At 52.0% G+C, this 22,981-nt stretch carries 14 protein-coding genes and 1 pseudogene; 11 read left to right on the forward strand and 4 right to left on the reverse strand.

Annotation, left to right across the window (positions count from 1 at the left end):
- Positions 1 to 139: 139 nt before the first annotated feature.
- Positions 140 to 346, forward strand: a pseudogene (locus MA09_RS25430) (transposase); the annotation flags it as partial.
- Here MA09_RS25430 and MA09_RS25620 read toward each other — a convergent pair.
- A complete protein-coding gene (locus MA09_RS25620; protein WP_152594770.1) occupies positions 266 to 607 on the reverse strand; it encodes a helix-turn-helix transcriptional regulator in 342 nt (113 codons plus the stop codon). The pseudogene MA09_RS25430 and the gene MA09_RS25620 sit on opposite strands and share 81 nt — an antisense overlap.
- A gap of 668 nt (positions 608 to 1,275) precedes the next feature.
- Here MA09_RS25620 and MA09_RS24375 point away from each other — a divergent pair.
- From MA09_RS24375 to MA09_RS23335, 3 genes are read left to right on the forward strand one after another with little or no spacing between them, the layout of a single operon-like run.
- Positions 1,276 to 1,569: an AlpA family transcriptional regulator gene (locus MA09_RS24375; RefSeq protein ID WP_081897772.1), complete on the forward strand. Its 294-nt coding sequence runs from the start codon at positions 1,276 to 1,278 to the stop codon at positions 1,567 to 1,569.
- Positions 1,566 to 1,946: a hypothetical protein gene (locus MA09_RS23890; protein WP_051933727.1), complete on the forward strand. Its 381-nt coding sequence runs from the start codon at positions 1,566 to 1,568 to the stop codon at positions 1,944 to 1,946. Before MA09_RS24375 ends, MA09_RS23890 begins: the two co-directional genes overlap by 4 nt.
- The gene (locus MA09_RS23335; protein WP_036253609.1) at positions 1,943 to 3,358 is read left to right on the forward strand and encodes a YfjI family protein; all 1,416 of its coding nucleotides are present in this window, start codon (positions 1,943 to 1,945) and stop codon (positions 3,356 to 3,358) included. Before MA09_RS23890 ends, MA09_RS23335 begins: the two co-directional genes overlap by 4 nt.
- Before the next feature lie 772 nt (positions 3,359 to 4,130).
- Here the strand turns inward: MA09_RS23335 and MA09_RS23340 are convergent.
- The 3 genes from MA09_RS23340 to MA09_RS24380 form a co-directional block, all read right to left on the reverse strand.
- Complete coding sequence (locus MA09_RS23340) at positions 4,131 to 4,736, reverse strand: recombinase family protein (RefSeq protein ID WP_051933728.1); 606 nt, start codon at positions 4,734 to 4,736, stop codon at positions 4,131 to 4,133.
- A 201-nt stretch (positions 4,737 to 4,937) separates the two neighbouring features.
- Positions 4,938 to 5,894 (reverse strand): DUF932 domain-containing protein, encoded by a 957-nt coding sequence (locus tag MA09_RS23345; protein WP_036253611.1) that lies wholly within the window; start codon positions 5,892 to 5,894, stop codon positions 4,938 to 4,940.
- A gap of 79 nt (positions 5,895 to 5,973) precedes the next feature.
- A complete protein-coding gene (locus MA09_RS24380; protein WP_081897773.1) occupies positions 5,974 to 6,351 on the reverse strand; it encodes a hypothetical protein in 378 nt (125 codons plus the stop codon).
- A gap of 387 nt (positions 6,352 to 6,738) precedes the next feature.
- On the opposite strand from MA09_RS24380, the gene MA09_RS23350 reads away from it, so the two are divergent.
- The 7 genes from MA09_RS23350 (at position 6,739) to MA09_RS23380 (ending at position 22,905) form a co-directional block, all read left to right on the forward strand.
- Positions 6,739 to 9,639: an SNF2-related protein gene (locus tag MA09_RS23350; protein WP_036253614.1), complete on the forward strand. Its 2,901-nt coding sequence runs from the start codon at positions 6,739 to 6,741 to the stop codon at positions 9,637 to 9,639.
- A 32-nt stretch (positions 9,640 to 9,671) separates the two neighbouring features.
- Positions 9,672 to 12,773: a DNA methyltransferase gene (locus MA09_RS23355; RefSeq protein ID WP_051933729.1), complete on the forward strand. Its 3,102-nt coding sequence runs from the start codon at positions 9,672 to 9,674 to the stop codon at positions 12,771 to 12,773.
- Complete coding sequence (locus MA09_RS23360; RefSeq protein WP_036253616.1) at positions 12,773 to 16,126, forward strand: DEAD/DEAH box helicase family protein; 3,354 nt, start codon at positions 12,773 to 12,775, stop codon at positions 16,124 to 16,126. The genes MA09_RS23355 and MA09_RS23360 overlap by 1 nt, the downstream gene beginning before the upstream one ends.
- An 849-nt stretch (positions 16,127 to 16,975) precedes the next feature.
- Positions 16,976 to 17,734, forward strand: a complete 759-nt coding sequence (locus MA09_RS23365) for a hypothetical protein (protein ID WP_152594771.1) — start codon at positions 16,976 to 16,978, stop codon at positions 17,732 to 17,734.
- 311 nt (positions 17,735 to 18,045) lie between these two features.
- Positions 18,046 to 20,067: an RNA-directed DNA polymerase gene (locus MA09_RS24755; RefSeq protein WP_152594772.1), complete on the forward strand. Its 2,022-nt coding sequence runs from the start codon at positions 18,046 to 18,048 to the stop codon at positions 20,065 to 20,067.
- A 147-nt stretch (positions 20,068 to 20,214) separates the two neighbouring features.
- The gene (locus MA09_RS24760) at positions 20,215 to 21,870 is read left to right on the forward strand and encodes a hypothetical protein (protein WP_152594773.1); all 1,656 of its coding nucleotides are present in this window, start codon (positions 20,215 to 20,217) and stop codon (positions 21,868 to 21,870) included.
- Between the two features lie 462 nt (positions 21,871 to 22,332).
- Positions 22,333 to 22,905: a DUF1439 domain-containing protein gene (locus tag MA09_RS23380; RefSeq protein WP_051933731.1), complete on the forward strand. Its 573-nt coding sequence runs from the start codon at positions 22,333 to 22,335 to the stop codon at positions 22,903 to 22,905.
- Positions 22,906 to 22,981: the final 76 nt, after the last annotated feature.

Here is a 22,981-nt window from a genome sequence, read left to right on the forward strand (position 1 = left end):
TTTGTACTTAATTTCGGAAACGAGTCTAGCGGCATCATTCTTGCCCGCGAGTTTTTCAACACAATAGGTCGATAGCGGACGTACGCAGGCTCAGTCAGAGCACTAACATGGCGTCCGTGTTTGTAGACGGACTGATGCCATGGCCCGCGCACTTCTTCCCGAAGACCTGTGGTCCCTTATAGCAGCTCATCTTCCTACCCATCGCCCATCGCCGAAAGGCGGCCGCCCGCGCATCGATGATCGCGCGGCCCTGACTGGAATCCTGTTAGTTCTCAAGACTGGAATACCGTGGGAATACCTGCCGCGCGAACTCGGCTGCGGCAGCGGCATGACATGCTGCCGGCGGCACGTTCAACGCCTTTGCCAAGCGACAGATAGTCTCCAGGTCGGGGTTGATCTCGCCAGTGCTGCGGGCGTTGTGCGCCACGTATTTCGCGATCGTTGAACGTGCTACACCGGACCGATTCGCCAACTCATGTTGTGTCATCTTCGCCGGCTCTCCGTGTTCGTCCATTCGCGCGACGCGTACGGCGTTCACGAGGCTCTGACAGAAGCTGTCGAGTGTTGACCTGAAGCAATTCTCTTCTGGTAGAGTAGAAGTGTCCATAGTTGCCAATCGGAAATCGATGTGCCGATAATACTGATAAGCAATGTATTAGCCAATGGGGTGGCGTCTTCTTGCGTAGACAATTGTCGCGCAAGTCGCTGATTTGTCCTCTAGCGTAGATCACGATCCGGACGGTTCTGCTCGAGATGGGAGCACGGTAAGCTGGACCACCGAGTAGCGGGCAGCCCTGCGAGGTCATGGCACTGGACATAATGGATCTGGGCGCTGCCGGCGGGGTGGATAGCCATACGACCTTGCGCACGTAGCGCACGAAGAATCGTTCGGCACGCATGCTTACCCCGCAGCGGCGCGCAGCTCGTCGGCGATTCCTGCAGGCTGGTGTGGACTTGCTCAATTACGATATCGTGCAAAAGCGACGATATGCTCAGGCTTTAACGCTGACTGCTTGCCTCCGACGCTGCTTGACGGCTCAGGGCTGTCGAGTATCTCTCTCTCTCGGCGCCACGGCATGCTCTTTCGATATTGGGAAAGCCTGCCACAGGTACGCTTGATTCTAAGTCCGAATGCGATCACCCTACCTCGACTTTACAGCCCTCGCAGGCGAGTGTCTCCCGCGAAAAATTCTCTTTTAGCAGGCGTATGTCCAGTCCAACAAGGACTTCTTAAGATTGGTCTCGTTGTCCAACCAAACCTAAGGAGTTCCAAAAATGTCTGCAGTGATCCAAGCTACCTTCGTCATCCTCCGCAAGCGGCAGCTCTGCGAGCGTATTGGCCTTTCACCTGCGCAGGTCTATGCGATGCTCGATTCCAAGTCGTCCAGCTACGACCCCAGCTTTCCCCGACAAATTCGCCTTGGCGGATCCAACCGCTCGTCAGCCGTTGGTTGGCTCGAACATGAGGTCCAGGCTTGGCTGGAGGGTCGTGTTAAGTCGAGTCGTGCGGAGCGCACTATTCATGAGTTGAATTGTTCGACGAATGCGAAGTCGGGAGGTGTCCAATGAATGGGAAGCATGAGCACCAATCTTCCGGGCCTGGAAAAAGCTCGATCATTGATGACGAGTTGGTTACCGCACTTGATGCGCTTCAACCAAGTGAGCAGCGACAGAAGGTCTCACTGTTCTCACAGGCGTATCCCAGCATCGTGCGAGCGATCGCTCGCCAAGTTCCACAGAAGGAAATCTTGGCAACGCTAAGTCGTAATGGCCTGAAACTTCATCCGGTGCGGTACAGGGAAATGCTGGAGGCCGAGCGTAAGTCTCGCGACCAGGACGGCAAGACGATCTGCTGCTTGAGCTGCGGCTCCGAAATTGTGCCGCAAGCCACGACGTCGATGGGGAGTCAGTTTGGACGTTCTGATACGGATAAGGTGCGCGCATGAAAATGAATGACACCCCACTGTACCCGATGGACGCGTTTTATCCCGACGTGGCGAACGCAGTCAAGGAAGTTCACCTGCATGTGAAGGCTCCAGACGCTTTGGTAGGAATGGCCTTCTTGACCGCGATGTCGGTTGCCTGCCAAGGTCTCATAGATGTCATGTTGCCAAATGGCCTTTTGCGACCAACTTCAATGAATCTCTTGATGGTGGCAGATTCAGGAGAGCGGAAGTCGGCAGTCGACAGCCTCGCTTCGGCGGCCATCTATGCCTACGATGAGCAGCGGATTGTTGAGTACAGGACGGCGGTTGCTAGGTATCAGCTGGAGATGAGTATTTGGAAGGCAGTCGAAGTGGGAATTCGCCGTCAAATTACGAAGGCGATTCAGCTTGACGAATCGATGGAACTTTCGTGCCAGCAGTTAGCTGATCACGAAGCGCGAAAGCCGACAAAGCCCAAGCTCCGTCGCATCATGCGGCACAACGCTACAGAACGAGCCATCATGGATGCATTGGCCGGCGACGGCGAGTCGATTGCGTTCATGTCCGATGAGGGTGATGTCTTGCTAAAGGGCGGGGCAATGGGGCAAATCGGATTGCGCAATAAGGGATGGGATGGCGCGCGAATTCTGGCGTTTGACCGGGCCAACACTACAGTTATCGCCCGCAACCCACGAGTCACCATGTCGATAATGGTGCAATCAGGAGTGCTGCGCGCATTCCTGGAAAAGCGTGGCGATGTCATTCATGGCTCTGGACACTGGGCGCGCTATCTAGTCGGCTGGCCAGCGACGACGCAAGGATCTCGTTTTAATTGGTCGCCAGAGATAGTGTGGACTCATTTGCCGAGTTTCCATCAGCGAGTCACCGAATTGCTTGAAGACTACGGTAGGCAGATTGATGCAGGAGCGATGCATCGTATCGTGCTCGAATTTTCAGAAAGTGCAAAGTTTCGATGGGTCGAGATGCTGAATCGAACAGAATCGATGGTGGCGCCGTGGGGTGAACTGGAGCATGTAAAGGACTTCGCTTCAAAAGCCATGGAGATCGTTGGAAGGATTGCAGCGATACTTCATGGGTTCTCGAAGAGAGATGGAGAGATATCGGTCGATACATTGGAGCGTGCGTTGCGTATCGTTGAATGGCACCTGTGGGAATACAAGCGGATATTTTCGCCTAGTGCAGGTGTCCCCCAAGATCAGGTCGATGCACAGTCACTGGAAAGCTATCTACAATTTCACTATTGGGACAAGAACTTTCCGATTGCGCCACGGAACGAGGTACTTCGAAACGGCCCGGTTCGTCCTGAGGGCCGGTTTTCAGCCGCGTTGGATGTCTTGCAGCGTTTGGGACGTGTGCGCATCGACGTTGGCGCCAAGCGAAAACGCTACATCGGCCGAGTGATGTCCTGGTAGTCTGGGGATTGAAGACGAACGAACGCGCTGTCGCAGGAGCCGGCCCTTGAAAAGGATGCGATTCATGCGATTAAATCGCATGAATCGCATTACCTTCACAGTGGCCTGGCGGATCCAATGCTCGCCAGCAGTTCGAGCTAAGCGAAAAGTTTGCGATTACAGTAAAAAAATACTGCGATGCTGCATGATGTGTCAACGGCAGGGGTGCGCGTTGACCACCCGGTTACGGCAGAGGAAATGGGGGCGGAGCCCCATTCCAAACGAGTCTATCTATTACTAAGGTAGGTACCACCAGTACCTACCTCTGACTAGAGCAGCTAACGAGAGCTCCTACAGAGCTCTCAAACTGCGACTATGAGCTCCGCAGAGAGCTCTAAGGAAGATTGAAGAAACAGAGCTCCGCAGAGCTCTGAGGACGATCAGATCGAAGAAACAGAGCTCCGCAGAGAGCTCTGAGGAAGATCGAAGAAACAGAGCTCCGCAGAGAGCTCTGAGGAAGATCGAAGAAACAGAGCTCCGCAGAGAGCTCTGAGGACGATCAGATCGAAGAAACAGAGCTCCGCAGAGAGCTCTGAGACAGGTCGGAAAAGCAGAGCTCCGGAGAGAGCTGGGAGAGAGAAGAAGCGATAGAAGAGAGAGGCAGAGATCAGTAGATACAGACGAAGCAAAGTTCCGGAAGAACTGGGCTTGAGACGGAGACGAAGCGAAGAAATCGCCAGACAGTACAAGTCTGGCACCTATGCCGCTTTATCGTAAGGAAAGCTCACGCGGTTCAGTGCACGCCATCCAGCTTATTCACCAACATCGTTGTTTGAGAATCCGCTTTTAGGATTCGGTAAACCGATGCGATGCCAATTGAGCACGCATCTGCTATCTCCTGCTTTGTCAACCCTTTAGCATGCAATGCCTGAACCCGAGCGCTCTTTACGCGAGCAGTCGGTGCGCGCCCTTTGTACTTGCCAGTCTTTTTGGCAGCCGCAATGCCGACGCGCTGACGTTCTAGCATGTTCTCTCGCTCAAACTGTGCAATCGAGGCAAATAGGTTGAAGGTCAGTCTTCCGGCCGGAGTGCCGGTATCGATGGCTAAGTCAAGGATGCGGATAGATCCGCCCGACCGTGATACCTTCTCTTCAATTTCAACCATGTGGACCATTGAGCGAGCAGCTCGCGATAAACTGGTGAAGACTAATATGTCACCAGGTCTCAACGCGGATAGAACCTTTGCAAACTCAACGCGATCCTCCATCTTCACGCTGCTGATCTGCTCCTGATAGATTGTTTGGTTAGAACAGCCGGCTTCCTTCAGCTTAAATATCTGATCTGCAAGACCAGCGACCTGATCAATGGTCGATGTCCGTGCGTAGCCATAGATGGCCATGACTTCTCCTTTCTCATTAGGGTGTAGACGCTACGATATTTCTCGCTAGGGTACTGAACTCGGGTGTTTTGATAGGCTTATCGTGGTCAGTGAGCCGTTATCACTTGACCCTGCCCATGTGGTAATGCTGCCGCATTCGAATCAAGTGTTCGCCTGAATTTTTGCGGCGTTGATACCCCCGTTTGGTTTTGATCGAACTACCTAAGCGATCATTGCCAACGACTGCTCTAGCGCTTTTTGCTTCAGCAAAGCCCCTTGGCCGAACCAGGCAGACTCTAGTCGATAATCTGCGCCGCGTGCGCGACGCATGTGATCTACGAATTCGGTTACTGAGTTGAGCAGACCGAACGCTGTACTCTTGGAAGACTGCATCTCAGCGCCGCGCCCAGCTCCATCAAACAGGAGCTTCGTTGCAGCAGCAGCACGTTCGTTAAACACCGGGATTTCCTTCGACTCATCGGAGTAGACTTGTCGAAGAAAGCGGGACGCATCGGCGTCGCTTACCTTCCGTTCCGATAACCCCTTCATCGTGTACATGAATTTGTCCCAAGCAGACACTGAGATGCCGAGCTGGCGTTTAACTGCAACTGGATCGAAATCAGTGCGGTGCGGGACCTTAATTGCTTTTTCTCGTCCCCCTAACGCGACAGCAAGTGTATTGTTACAAACTACACGAACAGAGGTGAACTGAGCGGTAGTGGCCAAAGTTCCGTCACACGCCGTTGCTAGTAGAACATAGCCGTTTGAAATATCGCCTCCTTTAATAGCGGTAGATTGTCCGGTACGCGCAAGGGCCCAGATTTTCCTGCCGCCACGAAGAACACCCGCCGTTTCAAGCTCGAAGCCTGATTGTTCGGTCAGATCACGGTAGAACTCCAAAATTTCGCTTGGTTGAACGACCTTGTATCTTTGGCCTACAACCGAAAGTGCTGCCTTCGTATCGGAACGATAGAGCACCTTGTTTTCGAGGAACTGATGCATGGTCCCCGAGTCCGCTTGAGTGAGCGAGGAAAAGCAGACAGGAGTCTCGCAAATTTTCCAATCCATGCCAGCTTGTTGAGCCCAAACCTCGATCGGTTCGCAACTGCTTAATTCTGCTCCAAGTCCGTGCCAGGGTTTGGCGCCGACGTACCCCATAGTTTCGATCATGTGTGACATTATTTTCTCCAATTTCCGCAAACACGGCGGTTGTTCTCAAAATGGTGGCCTGCGACCACCTTTTGTACGTCGATGAGGATCAGCTGGTTTGTTCACTAAATTCGTGACCGCATGAAAGACAGAGCAAGTTTTCAAGGACAGTCTCATCGATCACTTCGCCAGCCTTCGAACCGGCAGCGCATCCTGCCGAGGCGCCGAATAAGCCACCAAAAATGGCTCCTGCAACGGAGCCAAATGCAGCCCCTGCTGGTCCAGCGATCAAGCCAAAAAGTGCACCTGTCTGTGCTCCAACGGTGGCGCCAGAAACACCGGCAGTTGCACCAGCAACTGTCCCCACTGCGGCTCCAATCCGTCGCCCATGGTTTTTCCAATGGATGCAGTCGCTTTCGCAGGCGGGGCAGCGGAGCGAAAGTTGGTAACGAGTGCGTTCGTTTCCTAGGGATTTGTGTTGATTCATGTTTCTCCAAAAGACAAGGAACGGCGATCAAAGAACCGACATGGTTCTCCTCGCCTCAAGGAAGTCATATATGTCTGAGAACTTTTTCGTTGGGTGGAGAACAACTGATGTCACGCGCTCAGTGGGCTTGCTGGTACGAAAATTTTGTACTACTGTGTCGAGTCTTTCCCTGAAGTTGCCATTGATGTCGAAAACTTCTCAAGACAGACGGAACCGTTGCAATTTTGCAAGCTTTGCGCACTTGATGGTCACTGAGCGGACAATCTACAGATTGGCTACACCTGAGCGGACACCCGTATTCACGGTGCGTGAAAACTGGAGGCGCCGCAGAGCTGACGTATACAGTTGCGTAGCTGCCCAACCCCAGCAGATAGAAGGTCACGCAGGTTGATATCCGCTTACCACGCAAAGTACTACGCCCATGAACTAACGAGGCGTCACACCGCCGATGGCGTTGATCGCCTCTCACAATCATTGTTTGATGCAAGTGTTGACTTAAATCCACACCAAATCGAGGCTGCGCTTTTCGCACTGCGCAATCCGTTGCAAGAGGGTGTTCTGCTAGCCGATGAAGTTGGTCTGGGCAAGACTATCGAAGCTTCGCTCGTGGTCTGCCAGCATTGGGCGGAACGTCGTCGCCATTTATTGGTAATCTGTCCGGCTAGCTTACGCAAGCAATGGGCGCAAGAGTTGCACGACAAGTTCGCAGTCCCGACCAGGGTTGTGGATGCTATCTCTCTACGTAAGCAGTCCACAGGCGATATCCTCAGCACTTTGCAACGGCTAGTTGGCAAGGCAGTTGTGATCATGTCTTATCAGTTCGCCGCCAAGCTAGAGGCCGAACTGCGTGCCGTGCCCTGGGATGTGGTCGTGATCGATGAAGCCCATAAACTGCGCAACGCACACCGGGTTAGCAACCGCACTGGACAAGCGCTCAAGCGTGCACTCCACGGACGCAAAAAACTGCTGCTTACCGCAACGCCCCTTCAGAACTCGTTGATAGAGCTGTACGGCTTGTCTACGCTAATTGACGAGCACCTTTTCGGTGACGAAACTGCTTTTCGCAAGCAGTTCATGAACAGCGGTGTAGACATGAGCCAGCTGCGCGAGCGCCTAGCTGGGTTCGTCAAACGCACGCTTCGACGCGACGTGCTGGAGTACGTCAAGTACACCGAGCGTAAAGCGTTGACTCAACCTTTTGAACCGACTGACGATGAGCAGTTGCTCTACGAACGCATTGCGACCTTTTTGCAGCGTGAGAATTCCTATGCCTTGCCCAAAAGGCAACGCCATCTTACGGCGCTGATTCTACGTAAGTTGCTGGCTTCTAGTTCGCATGCCGTGTCAGCGACGCTCATTATTATCCGGCAAAGGCTTGAACGGTTGCTGGCTGGAGAAGTCGAGGAAAACAGCAGTCAGCTCGTTGAACAGCTCCTTGCGGATGACGATCTGGAGCAGGAGTACCTTGAGGAAGATGCCGCCGATGGGGAAGACGAGCCAGTGGAAGACACGCGTCCCGAGGGGGCGAATGACAAGCTCAACCCTAATGCATTGCGCGCCGAAATCGCCGAGCTGACCGCTTTCATCAACGCCGCCCAGGCATTGCAAATAGACACGAAGGCGCAGGCATTGCTTAAGGCGCTCACGCTGGGCTTCGGCAAGATGGCCGAGCTGCGCGCACCGCGCAAAGCAATCATTTTTACCGAATCCAAGCGTACTCAGGAGTACCTACACCGCTTCCTCTCGGCCAATGGCTGTGCGGGCAAACTAGTGCTATTTAGCGGAACTAACAATCACGAGGAATCTGCTGCCATATACCAGGCGTGGCTTACAGAATTCAAGGGCACGGATCGCATCACTGGCTCGCCGCAAGTGGATCGCCGCACCGCGCTCATTGACCACTTCCGTAAGGATGACGGGACCGGCGCGGAAATCATGATTGCCACTGAAGCGGCCGCCGAGGGCGTGAACCTACAGTTTTGCGCACTAATCATCAACTATGACCTTCCGTGGAACCCTCAACGTGTCGAACAGCGGATCGGCCGCTGCCACCGTTACGGCCAACGTTTCGATGTAGTTGTTATTAACTTTCTGAATACTCGCAATCAGGCAGATCAGCGGGTGCTAGAGCTACTTACAGAGAAGTTCAACTTGTTCTCCGGTGTGTTTGGAGCTAGCGACGAAGTGCTCGGCCGGATCGAGGGCGGCCTAGACTTCGAGAAACGCATCCTGCAAATTTACGATACTTGCCGCCGGCCGGAGCAGATTGACGCTGCATTTGATGCCCTACAAGGAGAGCTGGAAGAGGCAATAGCCAACCGTATCAAGGATACCCAGTCTCAGTTGTTGGAGAACTTTGACGAAGATGTTCACGACCGTCTCAAGCTGCAACTGGACGAAGCCGAAGCCCGGCTCGACAAACTGGGCCGCTGGTTTTGGGGTACCACTTGCTTCGCCTTAAGTGACCGAGCTCGTTTCGATGAGCAGTCCTATGCATTCTCTTTAAGTTCGCCACCTAAAGGTATAGCGCCCGGCCGTTACCAACTCGTCCGGGGTGCAGCGCAGCCAGACATGCTAGCGCACGCTTATCGCTTAAGCCATCCTTTGGGCGAGTGGAGCATCGACGCAAGCCTAAACGCACCTACCCCTACCGCCAAATTAAACCTAGATTATGGCAAGCATGGCGTGCGCATTTCCGTCGTCGAAAGACTGCGTGGTAAATCTGGCTGGCTGACGTTGACACGTCTGCAAGTTACTGCCTTCGAGACTACTGAAGCGCTGTTGTTCTCCGGATTTACAGACGATGGGGAGATCCTAGACCAGGAGGCTTGCGAAAAACTGATGACCATCCCAGCGATGGGAAAGCCGACCGCTGTCAATGATGAAGTGCCGAATAGCCTTAAAGCCAACAGCCAGCGCCGTGTGCAGGCGACTATCGCCGAAGTGCTGGAAGCTAACCAGCGCTTGTTCATTGAAGAGCGTGACAAGCTCGAGCGTTGGGCCGAAGACAAACTTTTGGCCGCCGAAGAAGCGCTGAAGAGCACTAAAGCGCGCATCGCCCAGTTAAAGCGCGATGGTCGCAAGGCCGCCACTCTCCAGGAGCAGGACAGCATCCAACGCGAACTATCTGAACTGGAGCGGAAACAGCGGCGCCAGCGGCAGGAGATCTTTTCAGTTGAGGATGAAATCATTGCCAAGCGCGACGAACTCATCGCGTCCCTTCAGCAACGACTGCAAGAAAAAACCGACACACAAACGCTGTTCACCCTGCGTTGGCAGGTGATGTAAAGAAACAAGAAAAACGAAATTGAAACCGGATCATGAGCACAAAACAAAACCCGAAATTCCAGGAACTCGTCGCCAAACTTCGCGAGATTTTTCAAATAGATCGCCCAGAGCTGGACTTTGGTATTTACCGAATTCTCAACGCCCGTGCCGGTGAGATCAACGATTATCTAGAAAATAGACTGGCCGAAAAGGTGTCGGCGGTTTTGACTGCCGGCCATACCACGGGCAGTCAGCAACTCGAAGCCGAACTGCGAGAGGCTGAAAGAAATGCACAAGCCTTAGGCGTCAGCTCCGACAGCGTACCTAAGGTAGTCGAGCTTCGCACAAGACTTAGGAAGGCTTCTACTGGCGGCAATGAGCACGAAAATGCGGTTTTCTCGCATCTGCTGAGCTTCTTCTCGCGCTACTACAACAACGGTGATTTTATTAGCCAGCGTCGTTACAAAGGAGACACTTACGCCATCCCGTACGCAGGCGAGGAGGTCATGTTGCACTGGGCCAATAAGGACCAGTATTACACCAAAAGCGGCGAGAACTTTGCAAACTATAGCTTCAAGTTAACGGAAGAAGGTGACAAACCAGGCCGTGTTGTGCATTTCCGCCTGATCTCCGCCGACACGGCAAAGGACAATCGTAAGGACAACGACAAGGAACGCCGCTTTGCCCTCATTGAGCAGAAAACAGTTACCCGCATCGGTGAAGATGGGGATGAATACGAGGAAGTTTTACTGCCCGTGGAGGAAGTGGGCAGCGAGCTAATCATTCGCTTCGAATACGCTGTGCAGCCTAAAGGCACGAGGCAGGATTCGCTAGCCGCTAAGGCGGTGAGTGCCATCCTTGATGATGCTGCCGTCAAGGCACGCTGGCTGGATTTAAGCAACCGTGCGCCTACCGAGAAGAACCCACAGCGCACCCTGCTAGAAAAGCACATTACCGACTACACGACCAAGAACGCTGCCGACTATTTCGTTCACAAGGATCTGGGTAGTTTTCTGCGCCGCGAGCTCGACTTCTATATCAAGAACGAGGTCATGCATCTCGACGATATACAGAACATTGAGGCCTTTGCCGGTATCGAAAAAAATCTGCGTATGATCCAGTGCCTTCGTGCGATTGCGCTGGAGTTAATCGCCTTCCTGGCACAGTTGGAAGATTTTCAAAAGAAGCTATGGCTGAAAAAGAAGTTCGTTGTGTCTAGCCATTACTGCATAACGCTGGATCGGGTGCCGGAAATACTTTGGCCCGAGATCCTAGCGAACGAGCGACAGTGGGAACAATGGAAGCAGCTAGGAATGTGGGATGGCAATGCCACGGGGACACTGGAGGATTTGAAGGCTGCGCCGTATCGAATGGTGGATACCAGTCTATTTGTAGCGAAGTTCAAGGCTACGCTGCTTCAACAACTATCGTCTATTGACGATGATGTCAATGGCCTGCTCATTCATAGCGACAATTTCCAAGCTCTAAGTTTCCTTCAGGAAAAATACCGCCAGCAGGTCAAGTATATCTACATCGATCCGCCCTACAACACGAATTCCACTCCAATCCTATACAAGAATGAATACAGGCACTCGTCTTGGATGAGCTTGCTGCAGGATCGTCTGCAAAAAGGCATGAGCTTACTCAAATACGACGGTGTGAAAACTGTGGCGATCGACGACTCTGAAATGGTTAACCTTTCTAAAGTTATGGAGCAGGTGGCACCCTCTCATACGCTTTCTAAAGTTACCGTCGTCCATAATCCAAAAGGATCAATTACAAAGAATTTCAATCGAACTCATGAATATGCTTTGTTCCTGACTCGCGACGGCTTGTCAGGTATCGCCAGAACGTTAGAAGAGAACGACACCCCACGTAAGATGCGTCGATGGGGCGAGAATTCGCGCCGCATTGACCGCCGGCCCTCGTTCTATCCAATTTATGTCATGAACGGGCAAGTCATTGATATTGGCTCAGTGCCAGATGACGATTTCCATCCTTCTGGCAAGAACGTCCATTTCCCCGACGGCCGCGTCGAAGTGTGGCCGATTGATCAAGAGGGTGTCGAGCGGCGTTGGAATTTCGGTCTCGACTCGATTCGCCAGAACCTCGACCGTATCGCCGCAATTAAGGTTGGGAACGACTGGGATCTTTTCGTTACCCATGAGCAGACCGTGCCAAAAACAGTCTGGAGCGGTGGCGAGTTTGATGCCGGCAACTACGGCAACAGTTTGCTCATCGACATGCTCGGTGAGAAGCGCTTCGATTTCCCGAAGTCGATTCACTTAGTAAAGAAATGCATTTCGCTAGCGGCAAAAGCCGAGGACGACGACGTAGTTCTGGACTACTTTGGTGGTAGCGGCACGACTGCCCATGCGGTAATAGAGTTGCGACGGGAGGCTCTACGAGTAGGTGCGAACCCCAAGCTGGGCTTCATGCTTGTCGAACAAGGAGAGTACTTCGAGACAGTGACCAAACCGAGGACGATCAAGGCCGTCTACTCCACTCAGTGGAAGGGCGGAAAACCTACCGCCCCAGAGACTGGTATTTCCTACTGCTTCAAAGTCATCAAGCTCGAAAGCTATGAAGACACCCTAAACAACTTACAACTCCACCGTACGCCGGCGCAGGGCGATCTGCTTAGTAAGCTACCCGAGCAGGCGAAAGACGATTATTTACTGCACTATATGTTGAATGTGGAAAGCCGCGATTCCCTGCTGTCAGTGGACGACTTCAGAAAGCCCTTCGACTTTACCCTTAACGTAGCTGTGGATTCGGCCGGCGCGTTTGAGCCGCGTAGCGTCGATTTAGTAGAAACCTTCAACTACCTAATAGGTTTGCGGGTCAAGCACACTGATGCTCAGCCAGAGCGCGGCTTTGTTACCGTTAGCGGCACGCTCCCTAACGGGGAAAGCTGCTTGGTATTATGGCGCGATTGCGAGTTGTTAGACTACGAAGGTGTAACCAAGCTTTGCGACAAGTTGGCTATTAACCCGGCGGACAATGAGTTCGATGTGGTTTACCTCAACGGCGACCACAATATTGCTACCTTGCTGACGCAGACGTTAGATGAAGGGGGCGCCACCCGAGCATTGAAGCTGCGCCAGATCGAGCCAGAGTTTCTGCAGCGCATGTTCTCGGTGGAGCAGAACTAATGGCGCGCTCTTCCAAAACCACAAAGAAAAAGCGTAACTTCCATCAGGAGCTAGTGCTCAACCGTTGGATGCTGCGCTTCTTCAATGCCGAACATCTGAGCGAGCTCAAGCTGAGACTGGGCGATGACCGGTACGAAGGCATTGACGAAGATGGGCAGACCGTATTTTTCCATGAACTGGTCCGAGGTCTGTTCAACCCCAACCTTATGGCAGAAGCCGAACTGCGGCGCTACGACATTTCCATTGTCAGTCACTGGCAAGCAATTACTGAGCGACGCAACAAACTGGAAGGCCATGAGTTGCAGATGAAGTACTTCCAGTACTTGTCGCTGCTGTTCACCGAAATCTATCTTAATTGGTATTTCGACAAGCGTCAGGCATTGCTTGATGGCCTTAACGAGGAGATGGTGCGTTACCGCTTGGAGAGCGGAGCTGAGCGTTTCCGCGATTTTGATGCAGATGATCTAAATAAGATCGCTTTCTGGAACGCTACCGGCAGCGGCAAGACACTTCTGCTGCACGTCAACATCCGGCAATATCTGCATTACTTTCAGGCCGGTCGCCATGATCATTATCCTAGCAAGATTATCCTGCTCACCCCCAACGAGGGATTGTCGCGTCAGCACCTAGATGAATTGCATCTGTCAGGCTTCAGCTTTGCTCAGTTCTTTAACAAGGCACAGAGTCCGGCTAGGGGCAGCATTGAAATTATCGACATCAACAAACTAGGTGATGAGATGGGCGATAAGACCGTTTCCGTTGATGCTTTCGAAGGCAACAACTTGGTACTAGTCGACGAGGGCCACCGTGGTACTGGCACTGCAGCGGGCGCCTGGATGGCAAGGCGCGACGCGCTGGTGCGAGGTGGTTTCGCCTTCGAGTACTCGGCCACCTTCGGACAGGCAGTAGCTAGGGGCATGACGGTAGCGGCAGCAGAAGAAGATATCCAGAAAAAACGCGCCAAGATGTTGTTCGATACGTCCAGCCTGAAGAAGCTGGACACCGTTCAGTTGGCGCAACTTGCCCTAACAGCTGAGGATAAGCGCCGGGCTCGCATTACCGCTACACGCGAGATCTACGCCAAATGCATCTTGTTCGATTATTCGTACAAGTTCTTTTACGAGGACGGCTACGGTAAGGAATCGCTGATTCTCAATATGAATGGAGGAGCTTACGAACAAGCCGACAACGCGCGGAAGTACTTTACTGCATGTCTACTGGCGTTCTATCAGCAGCTCTGGTTATGGAGCACCCACCGCGACAAGTTGACCGACTTCAATATCGAGAAGCCGCTGTGGGTGTTCGTGGGTAACACTGTCTTGGGCGAAGAGTCTGACATTCTTGAGGTTGTGAATTTCCTCGCCGACTTCTTAAATAACGAGGGGCAGGTCAAGACTTGGCTGTCCGATTTGATCTCTGACCGTGCGCAAATTTTAGACGCCAACGGCAACAACATTTTCAAAGGCCGTTTTGCGCCGTTGATGGGATTCACGGACAAGGTAGATGCGCTGTATGCCGATATCCTGCAGCGCGTGTTCAATGCGTCGGCACGGCAACGGCTAAAGCTAGTTAACATGAAGAGTAGCAAGGGTGAGCTGGCGCTGCGTGTGGGCGTCGCTAAACCCTTTGGCCTCATCAGCATTGGTGACGACGCCGGTTTCTTTGGAATGGCCGAAGAGGCAGAAACATTCGACAATGAGCGTGACGACTTCGGCGGCGCGCTGTTCGGTACGCTGAACAACAAGGACAGTCGGCTCAACCTATTGATCGGCTCACGCAAGTTTACCGAAGGCTGGAGCAGTTGGCGTGTTTCTACGATGGGTCTTTTAAACATGGGGCAGGGGGAAGGGTCGCAAATCATCCAGTTGTTTGGACGCGGAGTACGACTCAAGGGAAAAGGCTTCTCGCTTAAGCGGACTCTACCGCAGGACCGTCCCAAGGGAGTCCATCTAGATAAGCTAGAGGCGCTCAACATCTTTGGCGTACGCGCCAGCTACATGGCCGCTTTCAAGGACTATTTACGTGAGGAAGGGATCACCCCAAGCGACGAAGTGCTAGAGCTGGACTTTCCTACAAGGGCCAATTTGCCAAGTCAGAAGCTTAAGACTTTGGCGCTAAGGGACGGTTACAAGGACAATCAGAAACTCGGCTTCAAGCGCACGCACTTCCCCTGGCTGTACGAGATCCCTGTGCAATTTCAAGGCAAGATTAAGTTGCCGCACGTGGTGCTAGACCTTTATCCCCGTGTAGAGGCTTTGGCGACGCAGGAGAAGTCTGCGTTAACCGGGGCTGAGGTTCGCCACAAGGGTAAGCTCAACTCCAGCCTGTTCTCCTTCTTTGATTGGGATCGCATTTACCTGGCTCTGCAGGAACACAAACTGCACCGGAGCTGGAGTAATTTGCGGTTGGACCGTCAGAAACTTATCGACTTTTGCGCCGGCACGTCCACCTGGTACACGTTGTTCATTCCCGTATCGGAGCTTGACGTAAGCGCGTTCAGCGACATCCGCAAGCAGGAAGACATTTTGGTACGGTTGCTCATCGACTACACCGATCGCTTTTATAAAGCGCTAAAGACAGGTTACGAAGGGCAGTTCTACGATATCACCCATATCGACGAAGACCATGGCTCGATGCTGAAGCTCTACCAGTTCGAGATCGAAAATAATGATGATGGTCTGGAATACCAAAAAAAGTTGGAAGTACTAAAAAAGCTTGTGGCGGATGGCAAAATCGGCGAGGCCAGCAACTGGAACGCTCCTCACATGGTCGCTATCAGCTTCGATCGTCACCTTTACTATCCACTCTTGGCAATAGATGACAAAGACGCAGTGCCTCTCAAGATGCGGCCGTTGGCACTTGATGCGCCGAGCGAACGGGAGTTTATCCGCGACCTTGAGGCGTTCTACAGGTCTCCGAATGGAAAGTCCATCATCGGTCCGCGCAGTTTGTATTTGCTGCGTAATGCCGATCGTGAAGAGAAAGGCTTAGGGTTTGCCCTAGCTGGCAACTTTTATCCGGACTTCTTGCTGTGGCTAGTAGACGACACAACTGGAAAGCAGTGGCTGACGTTAGTTGATCCAAAAGGCCTCCGTAATCTTGATCTATCAGACCCAAAACTGGGGCTCTACAATGAAGTAAAAAAATTAGAGACGACGCTTGCAAGTCAAGTAAAACCAGGCGAGCCACCCCTAGTGTTGAACGCCTTTGTCCTATCCCCGACAAAATTCTCAGATCTTCTGAACATAGGGGATCCCGGAAAGAAAGCAGAACTAGAAGATCGGCATGTGCTCTTTATGGAAGAGGGGGGTGAAAAGTATTTGACGGAAATGTTTATGCGAATTTTGACCTAGCCTATTGCGAGTAGATCTTGATCCCGTGAGCTACATGCATCATCGACAAATTTTTAAAGGCTTCTGAGATTGTTGCTACAACGATCGGGCGAAATCCAGGGCCAGTAATCTAATCTGTAGGCGGAATCTCTGTTATCCCGCGTGGAATATAGCTATTTGTTAGTATGCCTGTTTCGAACTACCAAGCACCTCCGATGTATCGTTTTGGCTTACAGGCCCATCAGGATTCAGATAAACAGTAAGTCGGAGCCAACTTGAACGAAGGTCAAATTAAACAAGAAGTGATGCCGTCACCTGATTCATGTAGCGGCAGCTATTCAGACTCGTTACGACAAGCGGCCAGTGCCCTAAATAGAGCTGCAGCTTATATTGCTTGCTTGGAAGATAGACTTAGCCAAGTCGAACTGAGACTAGCCGACATGAATTCTTCGAAACAAAAGGCGACAGAGCCCGTGCCGCCGTTTCTGCCATGTTCAACTTCCCACAAACTGAGCAGTCACGTTACCACCTCTACTGCTGCGGCATTGCTAAATAGAAAGCCACAAACGCTTCGCAAATGGGCATGCTATGAAGATGGGCCGCTATGCCCCATTCGTTTGAATGGAAGGTTAGCCTGGTCTACGGAAGACATATGTCGAATCTTAGCTACGGGTTCTCCTGACACTACTAATATTCCATGACAAGCAGGAGTAAGTGTCTTTAGTGAGTATGAGCCATTGTTATCAGCGTCCATACTGGGGCCGATTTCGCATAAAGCGAGATAACTCGAAAACTGTCGTTCAAGTTAAATAAACCAATATGCCAAATCACCGATGGTCGTTTAGATATTATCAACATCTTATTGACTACTTGGACAAGGATCTCATCAACTCAGTCCCTGCAAAGCACAGTCGCTTATTTCGCAAAGCTCCGGAAACAGAAGGTTTTTATAAAACCCTTTATCTTGATCAAATTGAGGTGTTTAATCTTGGGTTTGCAGCAAAAAGACGCCCAGGAGGAAAAATTTGCAGAACTTGTGCCAATTTCCATTTGTCGACATCGAAAAATATCGATAAAGACGAGGATGTGAAGGTAGGAAAAAAACTTGAGGATTCATTTGAAGAGTTTTTTCAATTTGTCCTGGATAAAGAATGTGCGGGTGCAACGATTGAGCGGGCCGATTTAGAGAATATGCACAATCCAGACTTTTTAATTAAATATAATAAAAAGTCAATTATGTGGATGGAGTTAAAGGTAATATTCAGGCCTTTTATAAATATATCGAAAAAGGCGGACCGAAGCTATGAGTGCTATTCGCACTCGCTCACTCTGGATCATGGGAAAAAGCTAAATAAACAAAAAGAATTGGTGGCCTCGAATAACATAGGTGAAAACAATTGCATCTATGTGTACTGGTACGATCTCCCATGCATTAAGGGAATATTCTGGATGCCATCGACACAGGTTTACCGGCATCAGAAGAGCCAGGTCGATTATCAGCGCAAGATAGTCGATGGAGACCGCAACAAACAAGGTGGAGTTAGAGGCGCAGTGAACAAAATATACCTTCCGCTCCACGAAATGAATGACTTCTACTCAATACTTTCAGTTATCAAGGCGAAAATGTAAGCCGTTCATTTGCCTTAGCTTAGGCGCAGGAGGGGGCGAGAATTTTTTGATTGCTGACCGCAAAGCACTGGGCGCTGAGAAATTTCTACCATAGCGGCCTGACTAAGACTTTGTCAATTTGGCATGTGTCATTTGATGAATTTGACGCTGATAGTTGCTATTTACTGGCAACACTGCTGAATACATGTAGAGCTAGACAATTCGTGCAAATTTGAAACGGGCACTGCTGCGATCGCAGTGGATAATTTGAAGCGTTGCCAACCTGGCGACGAGATGTTTAATTTTGATACGTTGTTATTTAGAGGTGGAATGTGGCCGTTGTAGACTCCCGATACGAAAAGCTGTCTCCACAAGCAAAGGTGCTTCAAGATACAGTGGTTCTTGCTCAAGCTTGGAAGAAGACTCACACTTTTGTTCGGCGCCACAATTGGTACGCAGATGTTTTGGAGCTTGATGCGTCTGGCGTCTGCTTATCGGAAAACCTCATTGAATGGTCCAACGCGATCGCAGCCGGCGAATATGAGACATCTGCAGCATGGCTCGTTCCAGCGCCAAAAAATGGCTTATGGTGTTTCAAGCCTGAGTCTAAAGGTGGATGGCAGCCCCGGCGCGCCGAACATGACCAAGCTCCAGTGTTAAGACCTCTTGCTCACATCGGCGTAAGGGAGCAAACGGTAGCGACAGCTGTCATGCTCTGCTTGGCAGACTGCATCGAATCGGCTCAAGGAGACACTTCTATACCTGTCGAGAAAGCCGCGGCACAGAACGTTTTCAGTTATGGAAACAGGCTTTTTTGCAGCTGGACCAAAAACCACACCGTCGCGTCTTTTCCCTGGGGGAATTCAAACACGTACAGCAGGTATTTCCAAGATTACCAACAATATGTTGAGCGGCCATTGGCAGTTGCGAAGAGTCTGAATATTGGCGGAGACTCCAAAGTTTTCGTCGTTAGCATGGATCTCACAGCCTTCTATGACAACATAGACATCCCATTGCTCGTTAATAAGTTGGAGGCAGCCTACGAGAATTTTTACGTCGAGCAGAATGGGGACCGACAGCGTGCAGACAGCGCATTCTGGGAAATTGTTCGGAGGTCTTTGAGTTTTAGATGGCGCGATGACGATCTCGCCCTTGCGCCACTATTTCGAGGTGGCAAACTTCCTATGGGGCTTCCCCAAGGATTAGTCGCTAGTGGTTTTTTTGCAAACGCTTACCTATTAGAATTTGATCGCGAAATCGGTTCTTTCATAGATCGAAAGCCCCGGGGGAGGAGTTTTCGCGTTCACGACTATTGCCGTTACGTCGATGACCTAAGGCTGGTCATATCAGTTGATAGTGATGAGGATACTCCGAGCAACGTTGCTAAATTAAGAGGAGATATCAGCGTCTGGGTTCAGGGTATTCTTAAAAAGCACACTACACCTTCCGGTGTTTCTGGTGCTCATCTGCGGCTTAATGAGGAAAAAACGCAGTTGGAGTCCCTCGTTGAGATTGGCACAGAATCTGGCATTGGGGCGCGTATGAAAACGCTTCAGCATCAGTTAAGTGGTCCGTTCGACCTCGACTCTTTACGCCAGGCCGAAATAGGTCTCAATGGCCTTTTATCATTAGCAGAGCTTGGCCTCATCGAGGAAGAAAAGCAAGTACAGGGGAGTCTCCGTCTTGCGACGTTGGCATCATTAAAGCACGAGGTGCGGGATGACACACTGACCCGCTTCTCGGCCTATCGTCTGGTGCGCTCCTTACGGGAGAGGCGTAGGATGACTGACCTAACTGGATCTATTGAAGGCGAAAGTACGGCTGATGCGTTACGGCATGAATTCCAATCGGCGTCCCGACGTTTAGTCTCGGCATGGGCGATGAACCCTTCGCTCGTGCAGGTGCTCAGATATGCGTTGGACCTTTGGCCTAGTCCGGAGCTATTGGAGCCTGTAGAGCAGGCACTAATGAGCAAGCTGGACGATTCTCAGCAGAATTCTGAGTTTGGACGCAGAGTTGCTTACTACGTTCTCGCAGACATGTTTAAAGCTGGAGCAACCGAAACTGGAAGAGAGTCTAAGCGAGACCTGAATTTCAGGATCGCTGATGTAGACAGCTATCGCATCGCGCTCGCGAACCTTGCGTCACGCACCCTAGGCAGGGTAGAAGCGCCTTGGTACGTCCAACAACAGGCTAGCCTTTTTTTAGCATCAGTTGGTAAAACAGCTACGCTGCCTCAGGCGGCACCCGAGCTTCGATTCCATAGAGCCCTCCATTCGTTTGTCCAAGCTAAGTCCTACGCGAAAGATATAACCGTTGAGGAAGAAGTCGTGGTAGCGCTAGTTGGGCACTAGTTACTAGGAGAAGAAAAGCACTATGTAGACTGGTTCATTAGCTTTGGCGATAAGAGAAACAAGAAGCAAGTTTCAAGAGCTTGGCAAATCGTAGCTGAAACATCGCCGCAATTATTGAGATTTCTACTTAGTTCAAAGCGAAATGCCATGGTGCCTATGTTTGAATGGGCGCCGAAGTACCTGATCCGTTTTGAAGATAAACGCTGGTCCGGCGGTACCGAACCTCTGCCGACAAAAAAGTGGTTACCACTTCTGACCGTCATAACACATCCTGCGCAATTCTTCAGCCAAGAGAACGCGCTGCTTAAGCTTGCTGAAGCACTAGGCCAATCGCGAACCGTTCGGGCGTTCGCTCCAGAGCTACTTACGCCATTGAATGTGCAGGTTCGATCTGACAACTGGGAACAGTTGAGCAACCCGGGCACTGCTACTCTCAGCGCGCAAGCTGTTGAGTCGCTTAAAACAACAGATGGTACATACGAGACACCATCGTGGTGTCGTCCCGAAGATGCGTGGATGTATGCGTTTGGACGCTTGCTGCGCGCTGCTGCTACCGGAGAGCCGGACTTCACCGCGCGTCATTGGCTTACAAGGGAAGATGTGGGCTGGTACCGTGGGCTGACGAGCACATGGCAAAAGCGCCGTATGGGAATGATCCATTCAGCAGAAGGTTTGAGAGGTACCACCGCGGCTATAACGCCTTGGTTTTCAGACTTGCTGCTGCACCTGTTGCGATGGCCCGGCATAGCCGAGCGGCAGAGCCAAGAGTCATCCACTATTAAAACGCGACGTGATTTCGACAACGTTATCAAAAAGCGCATCGAAGTCCAAAGGAAGCTTTATGGCGCTAGCAGCCAGTTGCCCGTTTATCGCTATCCAGTCGAATGGCCCTTAGACTCAGCTCGCGGATTGCGTGTTGCAATGGTTCAGGGACTAATGCCCCTCCACCAACATTTTGACCACGGGCTAGCAGGCCTTGATGTTTTTGGCTATCGCGAGAAGCATCGAAATCACACAGCGGCGTTGCTACATCTTACACAAAAACATTTAGCTGCACGCGACTATGTATTGGGAACCTCAACTAAGCCCCACTTTGATCTTGTCGTGTTTCCTGAGCTCAGCATTCACGTCGACGACCAAGACCTTATGCGGGCGTTCTCTGACGCAACTGGTGCGATGTTGTTCTACGGACTTTTAGGGGCGAAAGATCCAACAAATGGCGAGCCTATCAATGCGGCTAGATGGCTAGTTCCGCAGCGCCGAGCGGGCCGCCGTTCTTGGGTGGAGGTCGATCAAGGGAAGTTCAATCTTACCCCCGAAGAGCATGACTTAGGGATAAAGCCATGGCGACCATATCAAGTTGTTATCGAGCTTTTTAGTTCAAGCGCGCTGGCCAGTTTGCCGTATAGGTTAACGGGTTCAATTTGCTTCGACGCAACGGACCTCTCACTTGCCGCTGATCTGCGCAATGAAAGTCATATGTACGTTGTGTCGGCCATGAACAAGGACGTAAAGACTTTTGACGGCATGGTCGCAGCGTTGCGCTACCACATGTATCAACACATCTTAATTGCAAACATCGGCGAGTTTGGTGGATCTACTGCTCAAGCACCCTACGACAAAGAGCACCAGCGTCTCATTTCCCACTCTCATGGGGGCAATCAGCTGGCCGTATCAGTATTTGATGTTCGGTTAGAGGATTTCGGCCCCGAACTTGAGGCCGCGCAGCCAGGAGTGACGAAATGGAAAAAGGTCAAGGAGCGCATCGGTAAAGCGCCACCTGCCGGACTGGACCGCTTTTAGAGTGGTAGCCTGGGCCATCGATCGGGTCTTCAGCCAAAACTAGTTAACGGACATTTCGCTTCAGCTGAAGCGGTTACCAAAAACTTCTGTAGCAGCGTCGAATGGCTCTCGTAAGCTACTGTCTCGACGCACTGTAGATGACTTCCTGCCTTTGAGTCGCAACGATTTGGAAATCCTGGGCCAGATTGCTTGAGGCTATTCAGCTGTTGTCCCTGTAAGGCGGGCAGACGGTTACCAGAAGGGGAGCGTTGAAAGTGTTCGTATAGATGGGCGGGGTTTTTGGTACACGCTTTGGTACACAAAAGTGAAAAGTTAGCGAGAATATATGGATTTCTACTCAGAGTACCATCACCTCTCAACATTCTGCATCGGGAAGTAACAGGGACGCATCGTATCGTCACTGCGCCCCGGATTGCGGCATGCTAGGCTTTAGCTAACAGACTGGACAGGAGGGCAGGGACGATGGCGAACAACTACTGCAGCAAGCGGCGGCGACTCATGCAGGGAGGGCTGCTACTTTCTGCCTGCGTCCTGCTGTCTTCCTGCGCCTCCTTGAGCGGGCCGCGCAAGGTCGAGATCCCCCTGCACAAGCTGCAGGCCGGCCTCGAACGCCGCTTCCCCCTCAGCCATCCCCTGATGGGCCTGTTCGACATCCGCCTGCAGCGCCCGCAGCTGGCGATCCAGCCGGAGCTTGATCGTGTCGCGCTGGCGCTGGAGGCCTCGGTCTCGCCGCCCTTCGCACGCGACACCTGGGCCGGCAGCCTGGCCTTCTCCGGACGGCTCTACGTCGATCCCGGCCGCCCCGCCGTGATGATGGCCGAGCCGCGCGTCGACCGCGTGACGATCGGCGCCAATCCCGAGGCCGAGCGCCAGATCGCGCGCATCGCCAGTGCACTCATCGACACCGTCGTGCGCGACACGCCGGTCTATACCTTCGACACGCAGGACCTGCGCTATGCCGGCGTCCAGTTCATTCCGACCCGGATCGAAACCACACGTTCTGGTTTGCTGGTGACGCTGGAACCAGCAAAGTAGCGCCGAGTCGCATTTCCGCCACGCACACGTTTGCGTGCGTACGAAAAATTAGCAATACGTTATATTTTGCGCATCC

Origin of the sequence: Massilia sp. BSC265 (assembly GCF_000740675.1) — a bacterium.
In the GTDB taxonomy this organism is placed as follows: domain Bacteria; phylum Pseudomonadota; class Gammaproteobacteria; order Burkholderiales; family Burkholderiaceae_D; genus Telluria.